24 protein-coding genes are annotated in these 21,961 nt (G+C 72.0%); 18 read left to right on the top strand and 6 right to left on the bottom strand.

Features of this window, described 5'->3' with window-relative positions:
* Positions 1-215 precede the first annotated feature (215 nt).
* From istA to AC1Q5D_RS01520, 4 genes are all read left to right on the top strand, one after another.
* Positions 216-1,739 (top strand): IS21 family transposase, encoded by a 1,524-nt coding sequence (istA, locus tag AC1Q5D_RS01505; RefSeq protein WP_481736794.1) that lies wholly within the window; start codon positions 216-218, stop codon positions 1,737-1,739.
* Positions 1,739-2,524 carry an IS21-like element helper ATPase IstB gene (gene istB / locus AC1Q5D_RS01510; RefSeq protein ID WP_481736795.1) on the top strand — a complete coding sequence of 262 codons (786 nt, stop codon included), beginning with the start codon at positions 1,739-1,741 and terminating at the stop codon, positions 2,522-2,524. The genes istA and istB overlap by 1 nt, the downstream gene beginning before the upstream one ends.
* Positions 2,525-2,663: 139 nt before the next feature.
* Positions 2,664-3,077: a hypothetical protein gene (locus AC1Q5D_RS01515; RefSeq protein ID WP_481736796.1), complete on the top strand. Its 414-nt coding sequence runs from the start codon at positions 2,664-2,666 to the stop codon at positions 3,075-3,077.
* A gap of 20 nt (positions 3,078-3,097) precedes the next feature.
* Positions 3,098-3,676, top strand: coding sequence for a dihydrofolate reductase family protein (locus tag AC1Q5D_RS01520; protein WP_481736797.1), 579 nt, complete (start codon positions 3,098-3,100; stop codon positions 3,674-3,676).
* Between the two features lie 5 nt (positions 3,677-3,681).
* Here the strand turns inward: AC1Q5D_RS01520 and AC1Q5D_RS01525 are convergent, their stop codons facing one another.
* A complete protein-coding gene (locus AC1Q5D_RS01525) occupies positions 3,682-3,966 on the bottom strand; it encodes an exodeoxyribonuclease VII small subunit (RefSeq protein WP_481736798.1) in 285 nt (94 codons plus the stop codon).
* Positions 3,963-5,309 carry an exodeoxyribonuclease VII large subunit gene (gene xseA, locus AC1Q5D_RS01530; protein WP_481736799.1) on the bottom strand — a complete coding sequence of 449 codons (1,347 nt, stop codon included), beginning with the start codon at positions 5,307-5,309 and terminating at the stop codon, positions 3,963-3,965. Before xseA ends, AC1Q5D_RS01525 begins: the two co-directional genes overlap by 4 nt.
* Before the next feature lie 116 nt (positions 5,310-5,425).
* On the opposite strand from xseA, the gene AC1Q5D_RS01535 reads away from it, so the two are divergent.
* The 6 genes from AC1Q5D_RS01535 (at position 5,426) to AC1Q5D_RS01560 (ending at position 12,453) form a co-directional block, all read left to right on the top strand.
* A complete protein-coding gene (locus AC1Q5D_RS01535) occupies positions 5,426-6,397 on the top strand; it encodes a hypothetical protein (RefSeq protein WP_481736800.1) in 972 nt (323 codons plus the stop codon).
* A 9-nt stretch (positions 6,398-6,406) separates the two neighbouring features.
* On the top strand, positions 6,407-7,501 hold the full coding sequence (locus AC1Q5D_RS01540; RefSeq protein WP_481736801.1) for a 4-hydroxy-3-methylbut-2-enyl diphosphate reductase: 1,095 nt from the start codon (positions 6,407-6,409) through the stop codon (positions 7,499-7,501).
* 190 nt (positions 7,502-7,691) lie between these two features.
* Entirely contained in the window at positions 7,692-8,342 is a 651-nt protein-coding gene (locus tag AC1Q5D_RS01545) for a hypothetical protein (protein WP_481736802.1), read from the top strand.
* Positions 8,343-8,374: 32 nt separating this feature from the next.
* Positions 8,375-10,531, top strand: a complete 2,157-nt coding sequence (locus AC1Q5D_RS01550) for a bifunctional polysaccharide deacetylase/glycosyltransferase family 2 protein (RefSeq protein ID WP_481736803.1) — start codon at positions 8,375-8,377, stop codon at positions 10,529-10,531.
* A 312-nt stretch (positions 10,532-10,843) separates the two neighbouring features.
* Positions 10,844-11,806, top strand: coding sequence for a hypothetical protein (locus tag AC1Q5D_RS01555; protein WP_481736804.1), 963 nt, complete (start codon positions 10,844-10,846; stop codon positions 11,804-11,806).
* A 152-nt stretch (positions 11,807-11,958) separates the two neighbouring features.
* Positions 11,959-12,453 (top strand): DinB family protein, encoded by a 495-nt coding sequence (locus AC1Q5D_RS01560; RefSeq protein ID WP_481736805.1) that lies wholly within the window; start codon positions 11,959-11,961, stop codon positions 12,451-12,453.
* A 216-nt stretch (positions 12,454-12,669) separates the two neighbouring features.
* Here the strand turns inward: AC1Q5D_RS01560 and AC1Q5D_RS01565 are convergent, their stop codons facing one another.
* Positions 12,670-14,016 carry a DNA recombination protein RmuC gene (locus tag AC1Q5D_RS01565; protein WP_481736806.1) on the bottom strand — a complete coding sequence of 449 codons (1,347 nt, stop codon included), beginning with the start codon at positions 14,014-14,016 and terminating at the stop codon, positions 12,670-12,672.
* 105 nt (positions 14,017-14,121) lie between these two features.
* On the opposite strand from AC1Q5D_RS01565, the gene ychF reads away from it, so the two are divergent.
* The 3 genes from ychF to AC1Q5D_RS01580 all read left to right on the top strand — a co-directional run bounded on the left by ychF (position 14,122) and on the right by AC1Q5D_RS01580 (position 15,814).
* Positions 14,122-15,207 carry a redox-regulated ATPase YchF gene (gene ychF, locus AC1Q5D_RS01570; protein ID WP_481736807.1) on the top strand — a complete coding sequence of 362 codons (1,086 nt, stop codon included), beginning with the start codon at positions 14,122-14,124 and terminating at the stop codon, positions 15,205-15,207.
* A gap of 94 nt (positions 15,208-15,301) precedes the next feature.
* Positions 15,302-15,544, top strand: a complete 243-nt coding sequence (locus AC1Q5D_RS01575) for a type II toxin-antitoxin system Phd/YefM family antitoxin (RefSeq protein WP_481736808.1) — start codon at positions 15,302-15,304, stop codon at positions 15,542-15,544.
* Positions 15,545-15,556: 12 nt separating this feature from the next.
* Positions 15,557-15,814 (top strand): type II toxin-antitoxin system RelE family toxin, encoded by a 258-nt coding sequence (locus tag AC1Q5D_RS01580; protein ID WP_481736809.1) that lies wholly within the window; start codon positions 15,557-15,559, stop codon positions 15,812-15,814.
* Positions 15,815-16,443: 629 nt separating this feature from the next.
* Here AC1Q5D_RS01580 and AC1Q5D_RS01585 read toward each other — a convergent pair.
* Positions 16,444-16,788 carry a VOC family protein gene (locus tag AC1Q5D_RS01585; protein ID WP_481736810.1) on the bottom strand — a complete coding sequence of 115 codons (345 nt, stop codon included), beginning with the start codon at positions 16,786-16,788 and terminating at the stop codon, positions 16,444-16,446.
* An 86-nt stretch (positions 16,789-16,874) separates the two neighbouring features.
* Here AC1Q5D_RS01585 and AC1Q5D_RS01590 point away from each other — a divergent pair, with 86 nt between their 5' ends.
* Together AC1Q5D_RS01590 and AC1Q5D_RS01595 are read left to right on the top strand one after the other, a co-directional pair.
* The gene (locus AC1Q5D_RS01590) at positions 16,875-17,312 is read left to right on the top strand and encodes a VOC family protein (RefSeq protein ID WP_481736811.1); all 438 of its coding nucleotides are present in this window, start codon (positions 16,875-16,877) and stop codon (positions 17,310-17,312) included.
* Between the two features lie 94 nt (positions 17,313-17,406).
* Positions 17,407-18,120, top strand: a complete 714-nt coding sequence (locus AC1Q5D_RS01595) for a VOC family protein (RefSeq protein ID WP_481736812.1) — start codon at positions 17,407-17,409, stop codon at positions 18,118-18,120.
* Between the two features lie 30 nt (positions 18,121-18,150).
* On the opposite strand, the gene AC1Q5D_RS01600 is transcribed toward AC1Q5D_RS01595, so the two are convergent.
* Complete coding sequence (locus AC1Q5D_RS01600; RefSeq protein ID WP_481736813.1) at positions 18,151-18,450, bottom strand: SH3 domain-containing protein; 300 nt, start codon at positions 18,448-18,450, stop codon at positions 18,151-18,153.
* Between the two features lie 192 nt (positions 18,451-18,642).
* Positions 18,643-18,825: a hypothetical protein gene (locus tag AC1Q5D_RS01605; RefSeq protein WP_481736814.1), complete on the bottom strand. Its 183-nt coding sequence runs from the start codon at positions 18,823-18,825 to the stop codon at positions 18,643-18,645.
* Between the two features lie 45 nt (positions 18,826-18,870).
* Between AC1Q5D_RS01605 and AC1Q5D_RS01610 the strand changes: the two genes are divergently transcribed.
* The 3 genes from AC1Q5D_RS01610 (at position 18,871) to AC1Q5D_RS01620 (ending at position 21,922) form a co-directional block, all read left to right on the top strand.
* A complete protein-coding gene (locus AC1Q5D_RS01610) occupies positions 18,871-19,326 on the top strand; it encodes an SRPBCC family protein (protein WP_481736815.1) in 456 nt (151 codons plus the stop codon).
* A gap of 64 nt (positions 19,327-19,390) precedes the next feature.
* Positions 19,391-19,846 carry a pyrophosphohydrolase domain-containing protein gene (locus tag AC1Q5D_RS01615; RefSeq protein ID WP_481736816.1) on the top strand — a complete coding sequence of 152 codons (456 nt, stop codon included), beginning with the start codon at positions 19,391-19,393 and terminating at the stop codon, positions 19,844-19,846.
* Between the two features lie 270 nt (positions 19,847-20,116).
* Positions 20,117-21,922 (top strand): ABC transporter family substrate-binding protein, encoded by a 1,806-nt coding sequence (locus AC1Q5D_RS01620; RefSeq protein WP_481736817.1) that lies wholly within the window; start codon positions 20,117-20,119, stop codon positions 21,920-21,922.
* Positions 21,923-21,961: the final 39 nt, after the last annotated feature.

Consider the following 21,961-nt stretch of genomic DNA (forward strand, 5'->3'; position numbering starts at 1 on the left):
TGTTAGCGGCCATGGAAAACTGCCCGTAGGTGGCCAGGGAATTGCCCGCTGACGGCCACGGGGACTGCCCGCGTATGGCCACGGAAACTGCCCATTTGTGGCCGGCTGGTTTGCCCGCATTGCTCGTTAGCCCTGCCGTGTTCTGAGGACGGCGGGGGCCTCTTCCCGGTTGGATGTCGGTGTCGAATCGAATCCGCAGCAGGAAGAGGCCCTGAATGAAGGATGCCCTAGAAACCGTGAATATTCTTGCCACCTACGACCTCACCAGGTCCCTACGCAGCACCGCGGAGATCCACGGGTGCTCCCACCACACCGTCGACCGGCTCGTGAGGGCCCGCGATGCCGGCCGTGCCCCCGGCGCGGGTCCGGAACGGCCCAAGGTCACCGACGACTGGGACGCGAAGATCGAGGAATGGGTCGACAAGTCCCGGGGCCGGATCCGCGCCGACGTCGTGCACGACAAGCTCGTGTCGATGGGCTACGCCGGTTCGGAGCGCTCGACCCGCCGTGCCGTGGCGACCGCGAAGGACGCCTACCGCCGCGGGAGGCGGCGGGTGCACCGGCCCTGGATCACCGAGCCCGGCGGCTGGCTGCAGTACGACTTCGGCGACGGACCGGTCATCGGCGGGGTCAAGACGGTGCTGTTCGTGGCCTGGCTCGCATGGTCGCGGTACCGGATCGTGCTCGCGCTGCGCGACCGGACCGCCCCGAGCGTCTTCGCCGCCCTGGACCGCACCTTCAGGATCATCGGCGGGGCCCCGACGTACGTGCTGACGGACAACGAGAAGACGGTGACCACGATGCACGTGGCCGGGGTGCCGGTGCGCAACGAGGCGACCGTCGCGTTCGCGAAGCACTACTCGGTCGAGGTCCTCACCTGCCAGCCTGCCGACCCGGCGTCGAAGGGCGGGGTGGAGAACGCGGTCAAGGTCTCCAAGGCCGACCTCGTGCCCAAGGACACCAACCTGCGCGGCTCCTACGCCTCGTTCGCCGAGCTCGAGGCGGCCTGCCAGGCGTTCATGGACCTGGTGAACTCCCGCGAGCACCGCACCACCCGCCGCCGGCCCGTGGATATGCTCGCCGACGAGGCCCCCGCCCTGCACCGGGTCCCCGACGCCGCGCACACGATCGCCTACGGGACGGGCCGGAAGGTGCCGCCGAACACGCCGATGGTCTCCTACGAGAACGCCCAGTACTCCGTCCCGGCCCACCTGCTCGGCGCCGAGGTCTTCATCCGCCAACACGGCACCGGCGCCGACGCGAGGGTCGTGATCGTCCACGCCGGCCCCGACGGTGCCCTCGAGGTCGCCCGGCATCCGGTGGCCGCGCCCGGGTCCCCGGCGATCGACGACTCCCACTTCCCCGACCACGACCCGGCCAAGGTCCCTGGGGACCACACCCCGGTGCCGCGCTCGAAGGCCGAGGCCGAGTTCCTGGGCATCGGCGCGGGCGCGAGGTCCTGGCTGCTCGAGGCCGCCGCCGCGGGCGCGCACCGCATCAACGCCAAGATGGCCGAGGCCGTCGCCCTGGCCAAGATCGCCGGGACCAACGAGGTCGACAAGGCCCTCGGCCTCGCCGCGGTCCACCACCGCTTCGCCCACGGGGACCTAGCCTCCCTGCTCACCGCCGCCGGGCACCGGCCCGGGCTGCGCACCGCCGACGAGGGGACGTCCCTGACCCAGGGCACCGCCGGCTGGGCGGGCCTGGGCGCCACCACCTCCGGGAAGGAGCACCCCTGATGGGCATCGCCACCCCGAACACCACCGCCCCGGCCCTGCCCGAGGACCTCGCGGCGCTGATGCGCCAGCTGAAGATGCCCCACGCCCGCGCCGTCGCCCCCGAGGTGCTGGCCACCGCCCGCGCCCAGCGCTGGGAACCGGCCGAGACCGTCAAGGCCCTGCTGGCCGAGGAAACCGCGGGCCGGGCCCGCTCCATGCTCGCCACCCGGCGCAAGGCCGCCGGGTTCCCCACCGGCAAGACCTTCGCCCTCTGGGACGAGACAGCCTCCTCGATCCCGGCCCCGACCCAGCAGGCCCTGCGGACCCTGGAATGGATCCACCGCAAGGAGAACCTCGTCGTCTGCGGACCCTCCGGCACCGGCAAGACCTTCTTCCTCGAGGCCCTGGGCCAACAGGCCGTCGAGGAAGGCAAGCGGGTCGCCTGGTTCACCCTCGAGGACCTCGGCGCGCTCATCCGCGCCCACCGGGCCGACGACACCGTGACCAAGGCCGTGGCCCGGATCCTGCGCGCCGACCTCGTCGTGATCGACGACATCGGCCTGCTTGCAGTGGCCACCGACGCCGCCGAGGGCCTCTACCGGGTCGTGGACGCCGCCTACGAGAAACGCTCCGTGGCCGTGTCCTCGAACCTGCACCCCGCCGGCTTCGACGAGCTCATGCCCAAGACCCTGGCCACCGCCACCGTGGACCGGCTCCTCCACCACGCCCACGTCTGCCAAACCACCGGCGACTCCGTCCGACTCACCCAGGCCCTGGCCGGAAAGGGAGTCATGCCACTGACCTAGACACCACCAGTGGCCGGCACCAACCACCCGTCCCGCGGGCAAACCAGCCGGCCACCAGTGGGCACTTTCCCTGGCCACCAGCGGGCAGAACCGCTGGCCGCCCACGGGCAATTCCTACTGGCCGTTGACAATCGTGGCCGTGCTCGTGGCGACCGGGTGGTTCGGACCCGACGCGGAGGTGCGGGGTCTGGCCTACCGGGCCCTGGCCGAGTTCGTGGTGGGCCCGATGCTGGTGGCGGGCCTCGCCAGCCTGGCCACCGGGATCCTGCTGGGGCTCGGCACGTCGTGGGGCCTGCTGCGGTACTGGTGGGTGGCCACCAAACTCATCCTGAACGTCGGCCTGTGCATCGCCATCGTCGCCGTCCTCGCCCCCGGCATGGCCGAGGTCGGACGGTATGGCGAGGCCCTGCCGACTCCGGACCCGGTGGACAACCCGCGCATCGCCACACTGTTCTTCCCGCCGGCGGTCTCGCTGACGGCCCTCGCGTTCGCCGTCGTCCTGGCCGTCGCGAAGCCGTGGGGCCGGATCCGACGGGCCGGGCCAGGACGCTGACCAAGGAGAGTGGAACGACCATGGCCACGTACACCTACGACGTGTTCTGCAGCCTCGACGGCTTCGGGGTCGCCACCGGCGACTGGGGCGGCTACTGGGGCAAGCAGGGGCCCGAGCTGCTCGAACGCCGCGCCGGCCTCTACGCCGGCGACCAGCGCATCGTCTTCGGCCCCGCGACCTACCGCCTGATGGCGGGATTCGCCCGCACCGTGGAACTCGATCCGTGGGTGGAGCGCATGCTCGCGCTCCCCAAGACGGTCGTCTCGACGTCGATGGGGGCGGGCGACGAGCCGCTCCTGCCCGGCACGACCGTCGTCGCCGGCGACGCCGTGGAGGTCGTCGCCCGGCTCAAGGAGGAGTCGGAGGTTCCCTTGCGGTCCCACGGCAGCCTGTCGATGAACCGGGCCCTCCTGGCCGCCGGGCTCGTCGACCGGCTCCAGGTGACGATCTTCCCGGCCATCACGGGATCCACCGGCCGGGAACCGGTTTTCCGGGGTGCCGCCGACTTCGACCTGGAGCTCGTCGACTCCCGGGTTCTCGACGGGCGCACCCAGGAGCTGACGTACATCCCGACCCTGCACCGCGCCGGCGCCGGGTGAGCGGACTAGGCCGGGCTGCCCGCGCTGTCCGGGCTGTCCCCGGCCCCGGCGCGGGCGGACTCGAGCCGCCGCCGGGCCCCCTCGAGCCACTGCTCGCAGCGGGTGGCCAGCGCCTCGCCCCGCTCCCACAGGGCCAGCGACTGCTCCAGGCTCGCCCCGCCGGCCTCGAGGCGGCCGACGACCTCCACGAGCTCCTCGCGGGCCTGCTCGTAGCCCATGGCCTCGACGTCGGCATTGGCGTCGGATCCGGGCACCGGCGCGGCGGCCTGTTCGGACGGGTTGCTGCTCATCGGGTGGTCCCTTCGGTCGTGGCGCCCTCGTCGGCGCGCTGGGTCTTCGCGCCCCGCTCGGGCGCGGCGGGATGTTCGGTGTCGGCGGCTCGTCCGTCGGCGGTCGCGGACAGGCGTCCGCGGGCCACGCGGATGGCCAGGGCGGTCCCTGTGGGAGCTTCGTCCGGGGCGCGGACGACCGCGCCGTCGTCCGCGCGCTGGACCACCGCGTAGCCGCGGTCCAGGGTCTGCTGCGGCGAGAGCGCCCGCACCTGCGCGCGGAGGTGGGCGACCTGGTCGGTGCCGCGCGCGACCGCGGAACGGATCGCGTGCAGCGCCCGCCCGCGCAGCCGCTCCAGGTCCTCGGCGCGCCCCGCCACCATCGTTTCCGGCTGCGCCAGCACCGGCCGGCTGCGCAGGGACTCGAGGCGGTGGCGCTCCCGCTCGAGGTAGTTCAGCACGGCGCGGTCCAGCCGGATGCGGGCCTGTCCGATGCGGTGCAGCTCCTCGTTGACGTCGGGCACGATCCGCTTCGCCGCGTCCGTCGGCGTCGACGCGCGCAGGTCGGCGACGTCGTCCAGGATCGGGCGGTCGGCCTCGTGCCCGATCGCGCTGACCACCGGGGTCGTGGCGGCGGAGACGGCCCGGACCAGTTCCTCCGAGCTGAACGGCAGCAGGTCCTCCAGGGCCCCGCCGCCGCGGGCGATGACGATGACGTCCACCTCCGGGTGTCCGTCCAGCTCCCGCAGGGCCCGCACCACCTCCGGGACGGCGTTGACGCCCTGGACGGCCGTGTTGCGCACCTCGAACCGCACGCCCGGCCAGCGCAGGGCCGCATTGCGCAGCACGTCCTTCTCCGCGTCGGAGTCGCGGCCCGTGATGAGGCCGACGAGCTGGGGAAGCACCGGCAGCGGCCGCTTCCGCGCGGGGTCGAAGAGCCCCTCCTCGCCCAGGGCCCGGCGCAGCCGCTCCAGCCGCGCCAGCAGGTCGCCCAGCCCCACGGGCCGCAGGTCGGAGGCGTTCATGGACAGCCGCCCGGTCTTCAGGTAGAGGTTCGGCTTCACCCGGGCCACGACCCGCGAGCCCACCTCAGGCCGCGAATCCAGCCGGCGCATGACGGACGCCCAGACCGTCACGGACAGCGAGTACTCGACGTCGACGTCCCGCATCGTGAGGTAGGCGTGGCCGTTGCGCACGTTGGCCTCGAGCAGCTGGCCCTCGATCCAGGCCTCCGGGGACCGCTCGATGTGCCGCTTGAGGTTGTCCGAGTACAGCCGCAGCGGCCAGGGGGACTCCGGTGAGGTCTGCGCGGCCGTCGGTGGCAGGGACGACGGCCCGCCCTGTGCCCCTTCGCTCGGCTCCACGTGTGCCCCTTCCCGGGCCGGTGCCTCCGGCCACCCTTCATTGTTACCAGTCCGATGGGACACTTGAGGCGAGGCGCCCCGGAGGGGGACAACCGACACGCGGAGAGGGGCTGTGGATGGCCGGACGCGACGCCCGCACCGGGCCGGTGCGGCTGCTGCGGGCCGGGGCCGCCGCCGTCGTCGTCATCGCCGCCGCGCTGCTGGCGGGACTGGCCACCGCCGGCCACGCCGTCGACCGCCTTGCCCACACCGACGGCCCCGCGCGGCGGATCGCCGCGCCCGTCGCGGAGGACCCCGCCGCCCGCCGCGCGCTCTCGGCGACGCTCACGGACGCCGCCCTGGACCGCCTCCCGGAGCGCCTGCCCGTGCCCGGCTTCCTGCGCGGGATGGTCCAGGACGCGGTTGGCGGCGCCGTCGCCGGCGTCCTCGACGCCCCCGGCTTCTCCGCCGCGTGGGGCGAGTCCGTCGACGCGACGCGCGAGGGCTATGTCCGGCAACTGGCCGCCGTGCACGACGGTCGGGCGTCCGGCGCGACGGTTGTCCTCGAACTGGCCCCGCTCGCGGACCTGGGGCGGGAGCGGGTGCGCGAGGCCGCGGACCGCCTGGGGCTCGGCGCCGCCGCCGACGCCCTGCCGGAGCCCGGCGCCACGCGCGTCGAGTTGGGGGTGCCCGACCCGGCCGCCGTCCCGCCGCGGGCGGCCGCGGTGGCCGTCCACGAGTCGGCCCGTTGGGAGGCCTACGCGGCCGGCGCCGCCGTCCTGGCGCTCGCCGCGTTCCTGCTGGCCGGCCGGGCCCGGTGGCCCGTGCTGGCCCTCGGCGGGGGAGCCGCCGCCGTGCTCGGGGCCGCGGGCTGGGCCGCGGCGCGCTCGCTGGCGGCGGGGGACGACGGCGGCGCCGGCGCCGGGCCCGGCCCGGGCGGGGGAGGCGCCCCGCTGGACGTGCTTGCCGACGTGGCGGCGCGCGTCGTCGCCCGCGGGATGTCCGCGTACTTCGCCCCCTACGGGCTCTGGTTCGCCGTCGGCGGACTGGCCGTCTGCGTGGCCGCCGCTGTGATCGGCGTCCTCAGCCGATTCGCGGCCCGCCGGTAGACTGGCCATATGCCTTCCACCTCCACCGTTCCGGTTTCCGTGCCCATGCCGCGCGTCCCGCGGACCCGCCGCACTCCGGAGGAGGTCGCCGCGGCCATCCCCGTCGAGGGCGAGCGCAAGGTCCTGCTCGCCGCCCCGCGGGGCTACTGCGCCGGCGTGGACCGGGCCGTCATCGCCGTCGAGAAGGCCCTGGAGCACTACGGGGCCCCCGTCTACGTCCGCAAGCAGATCGTGCACAACAAGCACGTGGTCTCCACCCTCGAGGAGCGTGGCGCCATCTTCGTCGAGGAGACGGACGAGGTGCCCGAGGGCGCCCTCGTCGTGTTCTCGGCCCACGGCGTGAGCCCCGCCGTCGTCCAGTCCGCGGCGGACCGCAACCTGCAGACCATCGACGCCACCTGCCCGCTCGTGACCAAGGTCCACCGCGAGGCGGTCCGCTTCGCCAAGGCGGAGAACGAGATCCTGCTCATCGGCCACGAGGGCCACGAGGAGGTCGAGGGCACGTACGGCGAGGCGCCCGAGCACACCACCATCGTCAATAACCCGGAGGAGGCGCGCACCGTCCAGGTCCGCGACCCCGAGCGGCTGATCTGGCTGTCCCAGACGACGCTGTCCGTGGACGAGACCATGGAGATCGTCTCGATCCTGCGCGAGCGCTTCCCGAACCTGCAGGACCCGCCCAGCGACGACATCTGCTACGCGACCTCCAACCGGCAGGCGGCGATCAAGAAGATCTCCCCGCAGGCCGACCTGGTCATCGTGGTCGGCTCCGCGAACTCGTCGAACTCCGTGCGCCTCGTCGAGGTGGCGCTCGAGTACGGGGCCAAGGCCGCCCACCGGGTCGACTACGCGAACGAGATCGACGAGACGTGGTTCGAGGGCGTCGCCTCCATCGGCGTGACCTCCGGCGCGTCGGTCCCCGAGGTCCTGGTCCGCGAGGTCCTGGCCCTGCTGGCCGAGTACGGCTACGGCTCGGTCGAGGAGATCGTCACGGCCGAGGAGGACATCCTCTTCTCGCTGCCCAAGGAGCTGCGCGCCAAGCTGCGCGAGGACGGGGACGCGTCCCGGGCCCTCGGCGGGCGCGGCGCCCGGCCCGCGAACTAGCGCGGGCCGCGGCCGGGCTTCCGCCTGCGACGCGTCTCACTTTCGTGATCTTTTTGTGACATTTGGAGGGCGTTCGGACTAGGCTGGCTCCCCGATGCCTGACTCTTTGACTCACACGCCTGCCCGTCCGTCCCCCGCCGCGACTGCCGATCCCGTGTTCGTCGATGGGACCGGCCGACGCCTCCGGCGGGTGAAGCGGGCCGGGTTTGCGGTCCTCGGTCTGGTGGCGGCGTACGTGCTGCTCATGTCCTTCGCCTTCCTCGGCCGGTCCTCGGTCGCCGCACCGGACCTTCCTGCCGCGGCCGAGGCAGCCGCCGCCCAGGCCGGGCAGGACGACGCCGAGGAGGGCGGTGGCAAGGCCGCGCCCGGCGACGGAGGTTTCGACCTGGCCCCCGAGCCCGTGGACCCCGACTCGGTGGAGCCCGGCGCCAAGCAGGGGGCGTCGGCCGACGACGTGGCTCCGGCGCCGGCCGCCGACCCCGCGAAGGACGGCGGCAACACCGCGACCGGGAGTCGTGCGGACCGCTCGGGGGATGACGCCACGGAGCGCGGCGGCGCCGTGGACGGCTCCGCCGACGGCGCGGGGACCTCCGGGGACACCGGCGCCGTCGACACCGGCCCGTCTGCGGAGGCCCCTGAGGCGGTCGATGGCACTGGGGGTTCCGACGCCGGCGCCGCGGATGGTGTGGTGGCCGGCGGGGACTCCACCGACATCGTCCCGGCGGCCAGTGTTGTCGGGCCCACGCACGGGAAGCGGGACGCGGCGCCGGGCTGGAACGACACCGCCTCCGGCCGTGCCCTCGCGGGTCCGGCCGATCCATCCGCCCCGGGGCGCCCGTGAGCAGGGGCCGCCGTCGGGCCAACGTCGGCGGCGTGGGGGCCCACTGGTTCCTCATGCTGGCGATCCTGTTGACCCTCGGGATGGCGTTGGCGGTCCAGGGCTACACGACCCACATGGCCAGCATCGAGGATCCCCCCGCCCCGACGGACACCTCCGCGGAACGCGTCCCGCGCGAGGTCACGGACGGCGGACCGATCGTCGACCCGCGGGGCGACCGGGCCAGCACCGCGGCCCCGGCGGGAGGCGCCGTCGCCTTGACCTTCGACGACGGACCGGATCCGCTGTGGACGCCGCGGATCCTGGATGTCCTGCGCGAGCATGACGTGAAGGCCACGTTCTTCGTGACCGGGACCGCAGCGATCGAGCATCCGGATCTGGTGCGTCGGATGGCCGCGGAGGGCCACGAGATCGGGATCCAGACGCTGACGCACGCGGAGCTGTCCGAGGCGCCGCCGTGGCGGCGGCAACTGGAGATCCGCGGGGCCCAGAAGGTGGTCGCGGGACTGACGGGGCAGTCGCCGAGCCTCCTGCGCCCGCCGAACGTCACCGACAACGAGTCCGTGACGGACGGGCAGTGGTCCGCGATGCAGGCCGCCGCCGACGAGGGCTACCTGACCGTGCTCAGCAGCCTGGACAGCGGCGACGAGATCCGTCCCGGCGCGGACGCGATCGCGCACCAGCTGACGAAGCCGGACGCCAAGGGCAAGGTCGTCCTCATGCACGACGGCGGCGCCCACCGGTCCCAGACCGTCGAGGCGTTGGAGACCGCGCTGTCGGGCCCGGCCGAGGCCGCGCAGCGCTTCACCACGGTCGGGGACGCCATCGGCGTGGACAGCACGACGCCCGCACCGTTCGGCGACGTCCTCACCGGCCAGGCCTTCGTCGTGGGCATCAAGTTCACGGATGCCGTGGTCACCGCCATCTCCTGGGCGCTGGTGATCGCGGGTGCCGTGACGCTGATGCGCGCGCTCCTCGTGGTCGGGGTCGCCGCGCGGCACGCCCTGGCCGTGCGCCGCCGACGCGCCGCCGAGATCGAGCGCGGCTGGTTCGAGCTCCCGCTCCGTCCGGAGGTGGCCGAGCCCGTCAGCGTCATCGTCCCCGCCTACAACGAGGCCGCGGGCGTCGAGGCGACCGTCAGGTCGATCGCGGCGTCGACCCACCCCGTGGAGGTCATCGTCGTCGACGACGGATCGACCGACGACACCGCCGAGATCGTGGAACGACTTCAGCTGCCGTCGGTCCGGCTCGTGCGCCAGGAGAACGGCGGGAAGCCATCCGCGCTGAACACCGGACTCGGCATGGCCCGGCACGACATCATCGTGATGGTCGACGGCGACACCGTCTTCGAACCGGACACCGTCAACGCCCTGGTCCAGCACTTCACGGACCCGCGGGTGGGCGCCGTCTCCGGCAACACGAAGGTCCTCAACCGCGGGGGCATCCTCGGCGCCTGGCAGCACATCGAGTACGTCGTCGGGTTCAACCTGGACCGCCGCCTCTTCGACGTGGCCGAGTGCATGCCGACCGTCCCCGGGGCGATCGGCGGGTTCCGCCGCGAGGCCCTGGAACGTGTCGGCGGGGTCAGCGACGACACGCTCGCCGAGGACACCGACCTGACCATGGCCCTGTGCCGGTACGGCTGGCGGGTCGTCTACGAGGACAGCGCCATCGCCTGGACGGAGGCCCCGGCCAGCCTCGCGGCGCTGTGGAAGCAGCGCTACCGGTGGTGCTACGGCACGCTGCAGGCGATGTGGAAGCACCGCGGAGCGGTCGCGCAATCCGGCGCGGCAGGCAAGCTCGGCCGCCGGGGGCTCGGCTACCTGCTGGTTCTGCAGGTGCTGCTTCCGCTGTTCGCCCCGGTCGTGGACGTCTTCGCCCTGTATGGGCTGTTCTTCCTGGACCCGGTGCGGATCGCCGTGATTTGGATTGGGTTCCTGCTGGTCCAGCTCGGGATGGCGGCCTACGCGTTCCGGCTCGACCGCGAGCCGTACCGCGCGCTCTGGACCCTGCCGCTGCAGCAGTTCGTGTACCGCCAGCTCATGTACCTCGTGGTCATCCAGTCCATGGTCACGGCGCTCGCCGGAGTGCGGCTGCGGTGGCACCGGACGGAACGCTACGGCACGCTCAGCGTCCCGGCCGCGGCCCGAGGCGGGAGGCAGCCGGAACGCCTGCCCGCCGGTTCCCGGTAGCCCGGCCCGCCGGCGCCTCCGCGACGACCCGCTGACCCGCGGCCCGGCGCCGGCGGTCGTCGCCGGCGCGAGTGGCCTGCCTTGCGCCAGCGGCGGTTCCAGCACCGCCTATCCGACTCCGCACCGCCGCTCCGGCGGGGCCCCGCTTTCCCGACTCCGCACCGTCGGTCCTACGCGGACCTGTCGTCCGACCGATGACGAATGGATGGGGCCGGCCGCGACGGTGCCTCCACAGTCGTCGGACTGCGGGATCGATGCACACACGGGACGCATCCTGCCCACGAATCTGCCTCCTCGCGCCACGCTGTCTCCGTGAGATATGCGGAGTGGAACGGACACGTCCTCGTGACAGGCAACGACCAGCGGTGGGTCCGGGCCCACCAGCGGGGAGAACTCGTCAGGCTGCGGCCCGGCTGCTACTTCCCGGCCTCCCAGTGGGGAGCGCTTCCGCCGTGGGATCGCTACGGACTCTGCATCGCGGCATTGTCGAACGCCCGCCCCGAAATCGTCTACTGCCGGGAGACTTCGCTCTTCCTCCGGGGCTTGCCCACAATGGGCGTCCCGAGGGAGATCCACGTGGTTGCCACAAGCCGGGGGCGCGTCGGGACGACTCCCCCCGCGGGACGCAGGTGCGCACCCGGCCGCCAGACGGAGGCCATCGGATATCCCGTGCGGCGCCATCTCGACCCGGGAATCCCACCGGAGCGGCTGGGGCGCTACGGTGTCTTGCCGGCGGAAGTCAGCGCACTGGACGTCGCCGCTGGAAGGGATCTCCGTGCGGGGGTTGTGGCGCTGGATGGAGTCCTGCGCGCTGGTGCTTCTTCCTCCGCCACCGCGGAAGGCCTCCGTGCGGGCCTCGGCCTGCTCGCTACACGCGCCGCGCGTGACCGTGCGATGAACGCCCTCGATCTTGCCGATGCCCGGTCGGAGAGTGCGGGCGAGTCGCTCAGCAGGATCGGCATGCACGTGCTCGGGTACGCGCCTCCCGACCTGCAAGTGGAGTTTGGTTCCGCTGGCCGGTGGTACCGTGCCGACTTCTACTGGCGTGGGGCCAACCTCATCGGGGAGTTCGACGGGGCGGCCAAGTATCGCGCCGCAGAGTTCCGCAACGGCCGGACCGAGCTCGACGTCCGCCGTGACGAGAAATGGCGCGAGGAGTGGCTGAAGCGTTCGGGGTGCAGGGTTTTCCGTTGGCGCTGGTCCGAAGCGTTGGACCTCGGCACCTTCGACACGGTCCTCGCCGGGAACGGGGTGCCCCGACGGAGCGTGGCTTGAGCCGCTGCTGGTTCGTCCGCGTCCCGTGGGCCACGATGGGGCCCATGACGACGGACATGACCAAGCGGATCCCGCACTCCTACCTCCAGGAGGCGCGCGATGCGATCGTCTGGAAGCTCGACGGCCCGGGGGAGCGGGAGGCACGGTAGTCGGTGACTCCGACCGGGACGGACTTCCTGGGCCTGGTGAAGCACCTGGCCTACATCGAGCTCGGCTACTTCGGCGAAGTGTTCCAGCGGGAGACCACAGACGATGTTTCGTGGCTGGACGACGCCGAGGACAACGCGGACCTGTGGGCCACAGCCGAGGAGACCCGCGAGGAGATCCTCGCGCTGTACCGGCGCGCGTGGGCCCACGCCGACGCTGCCATCAGCGACTTGCCCCTCGACGCCCCGGGCACGGTGCCGTGGTGGTCCGAGGAGAAACGCCGCGTGTCCTTGAAACGCATCATCATCCACGTGCTCGGCGAGACGTGCCGGCATGCCGGCCACGCGGACGTCGTCCGCGAGATGCTGGACGGACGGGGCGGCCTCAACCCCCAGAACCCGAACCTTCCCGGGAACGACGCCGAGTGGTGGTCGGCGTACAGCACCCGGCTCGAATGCGCTGCGGAGAAGGCCGTGGATCGGTCCGACACCCCGTGGTAGTGGGCGCCCGGTTCAAACCGCATCGCTTGTCCGACCGATCCCCGTCGGTCCGGCGCGATCCTGTCGTTTGACCGAGGACGAATCGGAGGCAGGGGAGGGGCCGGACCCGCCGAGCGACGGGCGGGGGCGCGGTCAGACCGTGCGACGGGCGGGGGCGCGGTCAGGCCGTGCGACGGGCGGAGGGGCGGTCAGGCCGTGCGACGGGCGGGGGCGCGGTCAGGCCGAGCGGCGGGCGGAGCCGGAGCCGGAGCCGGAAGCGTCGGCGTCCTCGCCGCCGGCGGCCGCGAGGTCTTCGGGGGAGGGGTGCCGGCCCGCCCCGACCTCCGGGGCCGCGTCGACGAGCTCCGGCCGCGACGGCGTCGCCGCGTCCAGCAGCTCGGTCGCGGAGAGGACCCGCGGCGTGGACTCCAAGGCGGATGCGGCGAGCGGCTCGCGGCCCCCGTCGGAGCCCAGACCCGGGTCGAGGTCGCGGATCCGGCGCGCCGAGGGCAGCACGCGGGACTCGAGGGCCCCGACGAACGAGTTGTACTTCTCCACCGAGGACTTCAGGGAGCTGCCCAGCTTCGTGATGTGCCCGCCCATGGTTCCGAGCCGCTGGTAGAGCTCGCGGGACTCGTCGAACAGGGCCCGGGCGTTCTCGGTGAGCAGCTCCTGCCGCCACGCGTACGCCAGGCCCTTGAGGATCGACAGCAGCGTGGACGGCGACGCCAGGGCCACGTTCTTCGAGAACGCGTGGTCCAGCAGCCCCGGGTCCGCGACCAGGGCCTCCGCCAGGAACGACTCGGCCGGCAGGAAGCACACCACCAGCTCCGGACTCCCGGGCAGGGCCGACCAGTACGCCTTCGACCCGAGGGCGTCCACGTGCGAACGCAGCGCCTTGGCGTGTGCCGCCAGCAGCTCCCTGCGCCGGTCCAACAGGTCGGGCTCGGCCTGGACGTCCAGCTCGTGGGCGCGCAGGTAGGAGTCCAGCGGGACCTTGGAGTCCACGGCCACGGTCTTCTGTCCGGGAAGGGACACCACGAGGTCCGGGCGCTGGCCCGTGGACGTCGTGGCCTGCTCCGCGAAGTCGACGCGGTCCAGCATGCCGGCGGCCTCCACGACCCGACGCAGCTGGACCTCGCCCCAGGTCCCGCGGGACGCCGTGTTCCGCAGGGCCCCGGCCAGCGTCGACGTGGTCCGCAGCAGGGCCGCGTCCTGCTCGGCGGCGGCGGCGAGCTGCTGGCTCAGCTGGCCGAACTGCTCCACGCGGTCGCGCTCCAGGACCGCGACCTGGCCCTGGACCTGCCGCAGCCGCTCCGCCACCGGGGCCAGCGCCTGCAGCACCGACGCGTCCTCGCGCGCCCGCTCGGTTCCCTCGGCGATCCGCTCGTGCAGGACCCGGTTCTCCGCGCGGGCGGCCGACAGCTCCGCCGCCGTCCGGGCCAGTTCGCGGGCGCCGCCGTCGTACTCCTCCCGCACCTGCGCGAGCCGGTGCCGCACCCCGTACCACCACGCCGCCGCCGCGCCCGCCAGGGCGCCGAGCGCCAACGCCAGAACCGCGACCAACCACACCGAAGCATCCATGCCCCCACTGTGCCAGCGGCCCCCGACGGTTTGGGGCAGCGCGCGCCGTGGCCCGTGCCACGGCGGGATGAACCGGGAGCCGCCGCGGCGGTAGACTCGTCTCCCGTGGCTCTTACTATCGGAATCGTCGGTCTGCCCAACGTCGGCAAATCCACCCTCTTCAACGCCCTGACGCGCGCCCAGGTGCTCGCCGCGAACTACCCGTTCGCGACCATCGAGCCGAACGTGGGCGTCGTCCCGCTGCCGGACGAGCGGCTCAAGGTGCTGGCGGGGATCTTCGGCTCCGAGCGCATCCTGCCCGCGACCGTGTCCTTCGTGGACATCGCCGGCATCGTCAAGGGCGCCTCCGAGGGCGAGGGCCTGGGCAACAAGTTCCTCGCCAACATCCGCGAGGCCGACGCGATCTGCCAGGTCACCCGCGCATTCGATGACCCGGACGTCGTGCACGTCAACGGCGCCGTGAACCCGGCCGACGACATCGAGACCATCGCCACCGAGCTGATCCTCGCCGACCTGCAGACGATCGAGAACCAGATGCCCCGGCTCGAGAAGGAGCTGCGTGGCAAGAAGATCGAGCAGTCCTTCATCGACGAGGTCCGCAAGGCCCAGAAGGTGCTCGAGAACGGCAAGACCCTGTACGCGGGCGCCGCGGAGGCCGGCGTGGACCTGGCCGAGATCGCGCCCCTGCAGCTGATGACGACCAAGCCGTTCATCTACGTCTTCAACATGGACGAGGCCGGGCTGGCCGACGAGGCCCTGCGCGCGCGGCTGTCCGAGATGGTGGCCCCGGCCGACGCGATCTTCCTGGACGCCCAGTTCGAGTCCGAGCTGGTGGAGCTGGAGGAGGACGAGGCCGCGGAGATGCTCGCCGAGGCCGGGTACGAGGAATCCGGCCTGGACAAGCTGGCCCGCGCCGGGTTCCACACTCTGGGTCTGCAGACGTACCTCACGGCGGGCCCGAAGGAGGCGCGCGCCTGGACGATCCCGCAGGGCGCCACGGCCCCGCAGGCCGCCGGCGTCATCCACACCGACTTCCAGCGCGGGTTCATCAAGGCCGAGGTCGTCGGCTACGAGGACCTCGTCGAGGCCGGCTCGATCGCCGCGGCCAAGGCCGCGGGCAAGGCGCGCATCGAGGGCAAGGAGTATGTGATGCGCGACGGCGACGTGGTGGAGTTCAGATTCAATGTGTAGTCGCGTTCCGGGTCAATCTCTGGGGTGACCTCTGCGGCCCGCGAGGGCATGCGCGAACGTTGCGTACAACTTGTACAAGTCGTACGATAGACGCATGACTTCAGTGACTCTTTCCCAGTTCCGTAGCCAGCAGAGCGACTACATCGCCGCTGCGCAGCGTGAGCCTGTCGAGATTACCTCCCGTGGTGCGGGTCGTCGTGCTGTCGTCGTGTCGCCCGAGTTTTTCGACCGTGCCGTGCAGGCGCTGGAGGACCAGGCCGACATCCGCGCGGCAGCGGAAGCCCGCGAGGAGCCCCGTATTCCCTTCGAAGATCTGATGGAAGAGCTTGGGCTTTGATCCCGGGCTGACGTGACGTACCGGATTATCATCGCGCGGGGAGCCGCGAAGACTTTTCGTGGGCTTCATCCGCAGGTTGCCGCACGCCTGAAGGTTGCGATTAGAGAGCTCGCAGAAGATCCACGCCCGCCCGGAAGTCTGCAGCTGAGCGGCGGTGACGGCGAGCTCCGCATTCGCGTCGGCGACTACCGGATCGTCTATGACGTCCAGGATGATGAGCTTGTGGTCCTGGTGCTGCGAGTCGGTCACCGTCGGGAGGTGTATCGATGACGCGTCGAAGCGAGCCCGCCGAAGGCAAGCTGGCTGAGATGGTGATAGACGTCGTTGCGCACACGGATCTGACAGCAGGCGACGTCGCGAGGCTTCGCCGATTCTGGCCGCACCGTTCTGGACGAAGCTCGGCTATGAGCCCACGGGTGAAGCGGTGCCGTACGTTTCTGCGAGTGTGGAGTCGACCGCTCGAATCTGGGCGCGGCCAGGGGCCGAAGAAACCCGGGCAGTAACGCACGCCCACTCGTGCGGCGGTGGCGGCGAACGGTGAGGTGAGCTCGTCCATCGTTCGTCCGTAGCGACCTTTTGGCACGTAGTCGTGGGTTCGCGACCAACGTCGCCGTCATCAATCCGTGGGGCGACGAGGTCGCTTCCTGAGTACGGGACCTGAGATGCAGAACGCGACCGGCGACTCACGCAGGTGAGTTGCGATGACCGATTTCGTCGAATACCGGCCCGGTCCGGAGCCGCCATTCCGTGCGTCGCGCTCGCCGCTCCCGGTGCGGAGTGCCGCGATCAGTGACGCCCGGGCCTCGCTGCCGTGCTGGCCGCACGCGGTGGCGGGCGGTCCGGGATGCGGAGCCGGGCACCTCGATCTCCAGCGTGCTCAACGCCCGCCGGGCCGGACGTCAGACGTGCGTGCCGACGTTGACCACCCGCCCGGACGAATCGCGGTAGAAGAACCGGTGCACGCCCCACTCCTCCCTGGACAGGGGGTGCACGATCTCGAGGCCCGACGCGACGGCGGCGGCGTGGGCCGCCTCGACGTCGTCGACGAAGACCGTGACGTCCGGGTTGACCGGGGCCGTCGCGTCCCTGGTCATTAGCCCGATCTGCCGGCTGCCGTCGTCCACCAGAAACGCGACCCAGCCCAGGTCCATCGCCACGCGCATCCCGAGCACGCCCGCGTGCTCGTTGAGGGCGGCGGCGAGGTCGTCGACGGTCAGGATGGGGGCGATGCGTTCGATCCTCATGCGGCGACCCGACCATCCCGGGGGCGCCCGGTCAAGGGCGCGCCCCGGTCTCGATCCACCGGCGGACGCTCGCTACCATCGGGCGCATGGGCATCAAACTGGAGAACGTCGGCATCGCCGTGGGCGACCTCGAGGCGGCAATCGCGTTCTTCACCGACCTCGGGCTGACGGTCATCGGCCGCGACACGGTCAGCGGCGAGTGGACGGACACCGTCGTCGGCCTCGACGGCAACCACGCCAGGATCGCGATGCTCCAGACCCCCGACGGGAACGGCCGGCTGGAGCTCTTCGAGTACCTCCACCCCGAGGCGATCGAGACGGAGCCGACCCGCCCGAACGAGATCGGCATGCACCGGGTCGCCTTCTCCGTCGACGACCTCGACCGGGCCCTCGAGACCGCCGCCAGGCACGGGTGCCGGCCCCTGCGCGGGGTGGCCACGTACCGGGACCTCTACCGGCTCACCTACCTGCGCGGCCCCAGCGGGATCCTGGTGATGCTCGCCGAGGAACTGAAGAACGCCTGACGCCGGTCGCCGCCGTCGACCCCGCGCGCCGCCGTCCACGGCTCCCCGGCACCGCACCCTTGTGCCCGCGCCCCGGGCTTGGTAGACGGGGACCATGCGACTGGAGAACATCATCTGGGACGCGCGCGACCCCCGCCGGCTCGGGACCTTTTGGGCGGAGGCGCTCGGCGCGCAGCCCATGACGGACGAGCCGGCCGGGTTCGAAGCGCGGCTGGAGCTGGGCGGGGACGCCTTCCTGGACCTCGGCTTCCAAGCGGTGGCTGAGCCGTCGGACGCGCCCGCCCGGCTGCACCTGGACCTGGCGGGAGGGGAGCGTCAGGCGGAGGTCGTCGAGCGCCTGCTCGGGCTCGGCGCCACGCACGCGGACATCGGGCAGGGCGACGTGCCGTGGGTAGTGCTGGCGGACCCGGAGGGCAACGCGTTCTGCGTGATGGAGGACCGGCCCGCGTACCGGGGCAGGGCGCCGATCGCGGCCCTGCCGCTGGACAGCGCGGACCCGGCCCGCGACGCCGCCTTCTGGGCGGAGGCCACCGGGTGGGTCCTGGCGGACGACGGCGGCGGCGGCTTCGCCGCGCTGCGCCACCCGGCCGGCGTCGGTCCGCTGCTGGAGCTGTGCCCGGAGCCGGAGCCCAAGCGCGGCAAGAACCGCATGCATCTGGACGTCCGGCCGGGGCCCGGCGACACCGGCGCGCCGGCGCGGGTCCGGGCCGCCGGCGCCACGCTTGTCGCCGACGACCCGGACCTGCCGTGGACGGTCTTCACCGACCCTTCCGGCAACGAGTTCTGCGTCCTCGCCCCGGAGCGGTAGGGCCCGCATCGGCAGGCCGGCGTCGGACGGTCAGTGCGCCGGGGGAGGCCCGAGGAGGGAGGACGACGGCATCCAGCCCGTGACGCCCTCCCCGTCGACCGTGCCGTACGTCCACGTGCTGTACCGCCCCCGGACCAGGACCCTCGAGTCGTGGGGCACGGTGGCGAGGACGGGGTGCCCGGTGGAGGCGCCGGAGCGGACCTCGACGCCCGTGGTGGTGTACTCGATGGACTCGAAGGGGACCTCGTCGAGGTAGTACGTGGGGAGCCAGCCGTACCGGCCCTCGAACCAGACCTTGGAGAACTTCGAGTACCGGCCCACGGCCTTCACGTGGGACTCCGCGGGGACCGAGGCGATGACCGCGGAGTCCCACGACCCGCCGTCGCGCAGGTTCAGGGTCCGTGCCGTGAAGTGGTCGACGGCCTCGGGGTAGGGCGGGCCGAAGCCGACACCCGCCGTCGTGAGTCCGCTGGTCGAGACCCAGCCGACGAGGCCGAAGTGGTCGATCTTGCTCCAGGTCGATTACTTGCCGAGCAGGACCGCCTCTTCGTAGACCTCGATCTCGCCGATGACCTCGTCCTGCTGGCTGGCGCGCGCCAGCACGGCGAGATCGAAGGTGTCGGTGCGGACGGTGTCGCCGACGGCCGCAGCGGGCGGCGGGGCGGTGACGTGGCTGGCCGGCGCTCCGGCTCCGGACGCCGGCACACGCCCGATTGGAGCCCCGCCGTCGGCGATGGTTCACTGAGGCCCATGACGGACACCACCGAGCCCCGCGTCGTCAGCGCCTCCCGCGAGGTCGCCGCCGACGCCGCCGCCATCTTCGAACTCATCGCCGACCCCGCCCGCCAGCCCGAGTGGGACGGCAACGACAACCTCGCCGCGGCCCCGGCCGGCCAGCGCGTCACGGGGGCGGGACAGTCGTTCACCATGACCCTGACCAGCGGGCAGGACCGCGAGAACCACGTGGTGGGGTTCGAGGAGGCCCGGCGCATCGCCTGGCGCCCCTCGGAGCCGGGCGGGGAGCCGTTCGGCCAGGAGTGGGCCTGGGACCTCGAGCCACTGGACGGCGGCCGCACCCGGGTGACGCACACCTACGACTGGACGCACCTGGCCGACGAGAAGCGCCTGCGCCGGGCCCGCGCCACGACGTGCGAGATGCTGCGGGAGTCGATCGACCGCCTGGCCGCCGTCGTCGAGCGTGGCTAGCGCCCGCCGCGGCGGCGCGGGGGAGGGCGACGGCGGCGCCGCAGCGGGGCCGCCCGAAGGCGGCGTGGACGCTCCCGCGGGGCCGTCCCGGCTCGCCCGACAGGTGCGGGAGTTCCACGGGCGCGTCGGCGCCGACGTGCGCACGGTTCCCGAGCCCGCCCCCGAGGGCGCCGTCCGCCGGTGCGAGTTCATCGAGGAGGAGGCCCGGGAGCTGCGCGAGGCCGTGGAGGCCGGCGACCTCGTCGGGATCGCCGACGCGCTGGGCGACCTGGCCTACGTCGTCTACGGCTCGGCCCTGCACTTCGGGATCGACCTCGACCGCGTGACCGACGCGATCCACGCGTCCAACATGACCAAGGAGCCCGCCGGGAACGGGAAGGCCGTGAAGGGACCGGACTATCGGCCGCCGGACCTCGACGCCCTGTTTGGGGCCCACCGCGCCCCGGGGGAAGGTCGTCGGCGCGACACGCCCAAGACGGAGAATATTTCTTCGGACTGCTCGGTGAATACCAATCGGTAACGTGGTGCCGCCCTGCCGCCCCTCCGGCGTGAAAGAAACCCTTGATTTCCGCGGATCCGCGCCATCGCGGTCATCGAGCGGCGGAAAGTGACCTACCTCACCTAAAGTTTCGACTCAGTAACGACGTGATCTGAAACGTGATTTTTATATCCAAGCGCGGGATCGCCCGATAAGGTGAATGTGAAGCGCGCCACTCCCGGTGGTGTCGCCGACCCGGCCCACACCGGGTGCCATCCAAGAGAAACCCACACTTGCTTTTGAGGAGGCGGAATGCGTTTCAAGCGTGTTTCGAAGGCCGTGGCGCTCGGCGCCGCACTGACGCTGGCCGTGAGCGCGTGCTCACCCGGCGGACCGGGGGAGACGCAGCAGTCCGAGCAGGGCCAGGACCAGGCCCAGGGCCAGGGCCGGTTCACGGTGGAGCCGGAGAACTCCGGTTACGCGGACCTCGGCGACGTCCAGACCAAGGACGACACCATCAGCTACTCGGTCGGCGAGGACGAATTCACCAGCTACAACGGCTTCACGCCCGAGGCGTACAGCACGTACAACTCGATCGTCGTCGACCGGATGCAGCAGAACTTCTCCTACTTCGGGACGGACGGCGAGGTCCACACGAACGAGGAGGTGGGCTCCTACGAGGTCACCTCGGAGGACCCGCTGACGATCAAGTACACGATCAACCCGGACGCCAAGTGGTCCGACGGCACCCCGGTCACCACCGCCGACGCGGTGCTGGCGTGGGCCCATCAGAACGCCAACCTGGCAGTCGGCGGCAAGCCCATCTTCAACTCCGTGTCCGCGGACCTGGGCGACGACATCCCGAAGGGGCCGGAGGGGGCGCCCGACTCCAAGGAGTTCACGGTCACCTACGCGGAGCCCAACCCGGACTGGGAGCTCCAGACGCTCCTGCTGCACCCGGCCCACGTGGTGGCCGAGCAGGGCGGCCTCAGTGTCGAGGAGTTCGTGCAGGCGGCCCGCGAGGGCGACGCCCAGGCCCTGAAGAAGGCCGCGGACTTCTGGAACACCGGCTGGGACACCGCGCCCGGCAAGCTGCCCGACCCGGAGCTCGCGCTGTCCAACGGCCCCTACGTCTTCAAGTCGTGGGAGCCGGGCCAGTCCATCACGCTGACCGCCAACGAGGAGTACTGGGGCACGCCGCCGGCCACGAAGCAGATCACGATCCGCTTCGCCGCGGCCGACACGCACGTCCAGGCGCTCGAGAACGGCGACCTCGACGTCGTCGACCCGCAGGCGACGGTCGATACCGTCTCGCAGCTCGAGGGGCTGGGCGACCAGGTCCAGCTGCTTCGGGGCGACACCCTGACGTGGGAGCACCTGGACTTCAACTTCGCCGAGGGCAACGCGTTCGGCGAGAGCCGGGAGCTCCGCGAGGCCGTGGCCAAGTGCATTCCGCGCCAGCTGATCGTGGACAACCTCATCAAGCCGGTGAACCCGGAGGCGGAGGTCATGAACCTGCGCGAGGTCTTCCCGTTCCACGACAACTACGACGAGATCGCCGAGGCCGCCTACGACGGCAGCTACGACGAGGCCGACGTCGAGGGCGCGAAGCAGATCCTCGAGGAGCAGGACGCGGTGGGCCAGGAGCTGCGGATCGGCTACAACTCGCCGAACCCGCGCCGCGCCCAGGAGGTCTCCCTGATCACCTCCTCGTGCGAGGAGGCCGGCTTCAAGGTCACCGACGTCGGCAGCGGCGAGTTCTTCACCAAGACGCTGCCCAACGGCGACTACGACCTCGCCCTGTTCGCGTGGGCCGGCTCCGGCCAGATCACGTCCGGCGAGAACATCTACGGCACCGGCAAGCCGCAGAACTACGGGCAGTACTCCAACCCGGAGGTGGACGCCGCGTGGCAGAAGCTGGTGACCAGCATGGATCCGGAAGTCCACAAGGAGCAGCAGAAGGAGATCGAGCGGCTGCTCTGGGAGGACCTCGCCGTCATCCCGCTGTTCGCGCACCCGGGCGTCACGGGGGCCGGGTCGGACATCATGAACGTCCGGCAGACCGCGACCCAGAACCAGAGCATCTGGAACGCGCACCAGTGGGTCCGCGCCGAGTAGCGGCCCCCTGACCCGTCCTCGCGACGGCCTGTCCGACCG

The organism is Arthrobacter paludis, from assembly GCF_056782315.1.

What these genes read in the sequence shown, in the direction of transcription:
- istA (WP_481736794.1), top strand. Translation starts at nt 216, where the DNA reads ATGAAGGATGCCCTAGAAACCGTGAATATTCTTGCCACCTACGACCTC.
- istB (WP_481736795.1), top strand. Translation starts at nt 1,739, where the DNA reads ATGGGCATCGCCACCCCGAACACCACCGCCCCGGCCCTGCCCGAGGAC.
- AC1Q5D_RS01520 (WP_481736797.1), top strand. Translation starts at nt 3,098, where the DNA reads ATGGCCACGTACACCTACGACGTGTTCTGCAGCCTCGACGGCTTCGGG.
- AC1Q5D_RS01525 (WP_481736798.1), bottom strand. Translation starts at nt 3,966, where the DNA reads ATGAGCAGCAACCCGTCCGAACAGGCCGCCGCGCCGGTGCCCGGATCC.
- AC1Q5D_RS01535 (WP_481736800.1), top strand. Translation starts at nt 5,426, where the DNA reads ATGGCCGGACGCGACGCCCGCACCGGGCCGGTGCGGCTGCTGCGGGCC.
- AC1Q5D_RS01540 (WP_481736801.1), top strand. Translation starts at nt 6,407, where the DNA reads ATGCCTTCCACCTCCACCGTTCCGGTTTCCGTGCCCATGCCGCGCGTC.
- AC1Q5D_RS01565 (WP_481736806.1), bottom strand. Translation starts at nt 14,016, where the DNA reads ATGGATGCTTCGGTGTGGTTGGTCGCGGTTCTGGCGTTGGCGCTCGGC.
- AC1Q5D_RS01575 (WP_481736808.1), top strand. Translation starts at nt 15,302, where the DNA reads ATGACTTCAGTGACTCTTTCCCAGTTCCGTAGCCAGCAGAGCGACTAC.
- AC1Q5D_RS01585 (WP_481736810.1), bottom strand. Translation starts at nt 16,788, where the DNA reads ATGAGGATCGAACGCATCGCCCCCATCCTGACCGTCGACGACCTCGCC.
- AC1Q5D_RS01590 (WP_481736811.1), top strand. Translation starts at nt 16,875, where the DNA reads ATGGGCATCAAACTGGAGAACGTCGGCATCGCCGTGGGCGACCTCGAG.
- AC1Q5D_RS01595 (WP_481736812.1), top strand. Translation starts at nt 17,407, where the DNA reads ATGCGACTGGAGAACATCATCTGGGACGCGCGCGACCCCCGCCGGCTC.
- AC1Q5D_RS01610 (WP_481736815.1), top strand. Translation starts at nt 18,871, where the DNA reads ATGACGGACACCACCGAGCCCCGCGTCGTCAGCGCCTCCCGCGAGGTC.
- AC1Q5D_RS01620 (WP_481736817.1), top strand. Translation starts at nt 20,117, where the DNA reads ATGCGTTTCAAGCGTGTTTCGAAGGCCGTGGCGCTCGGCGCCGCACTG.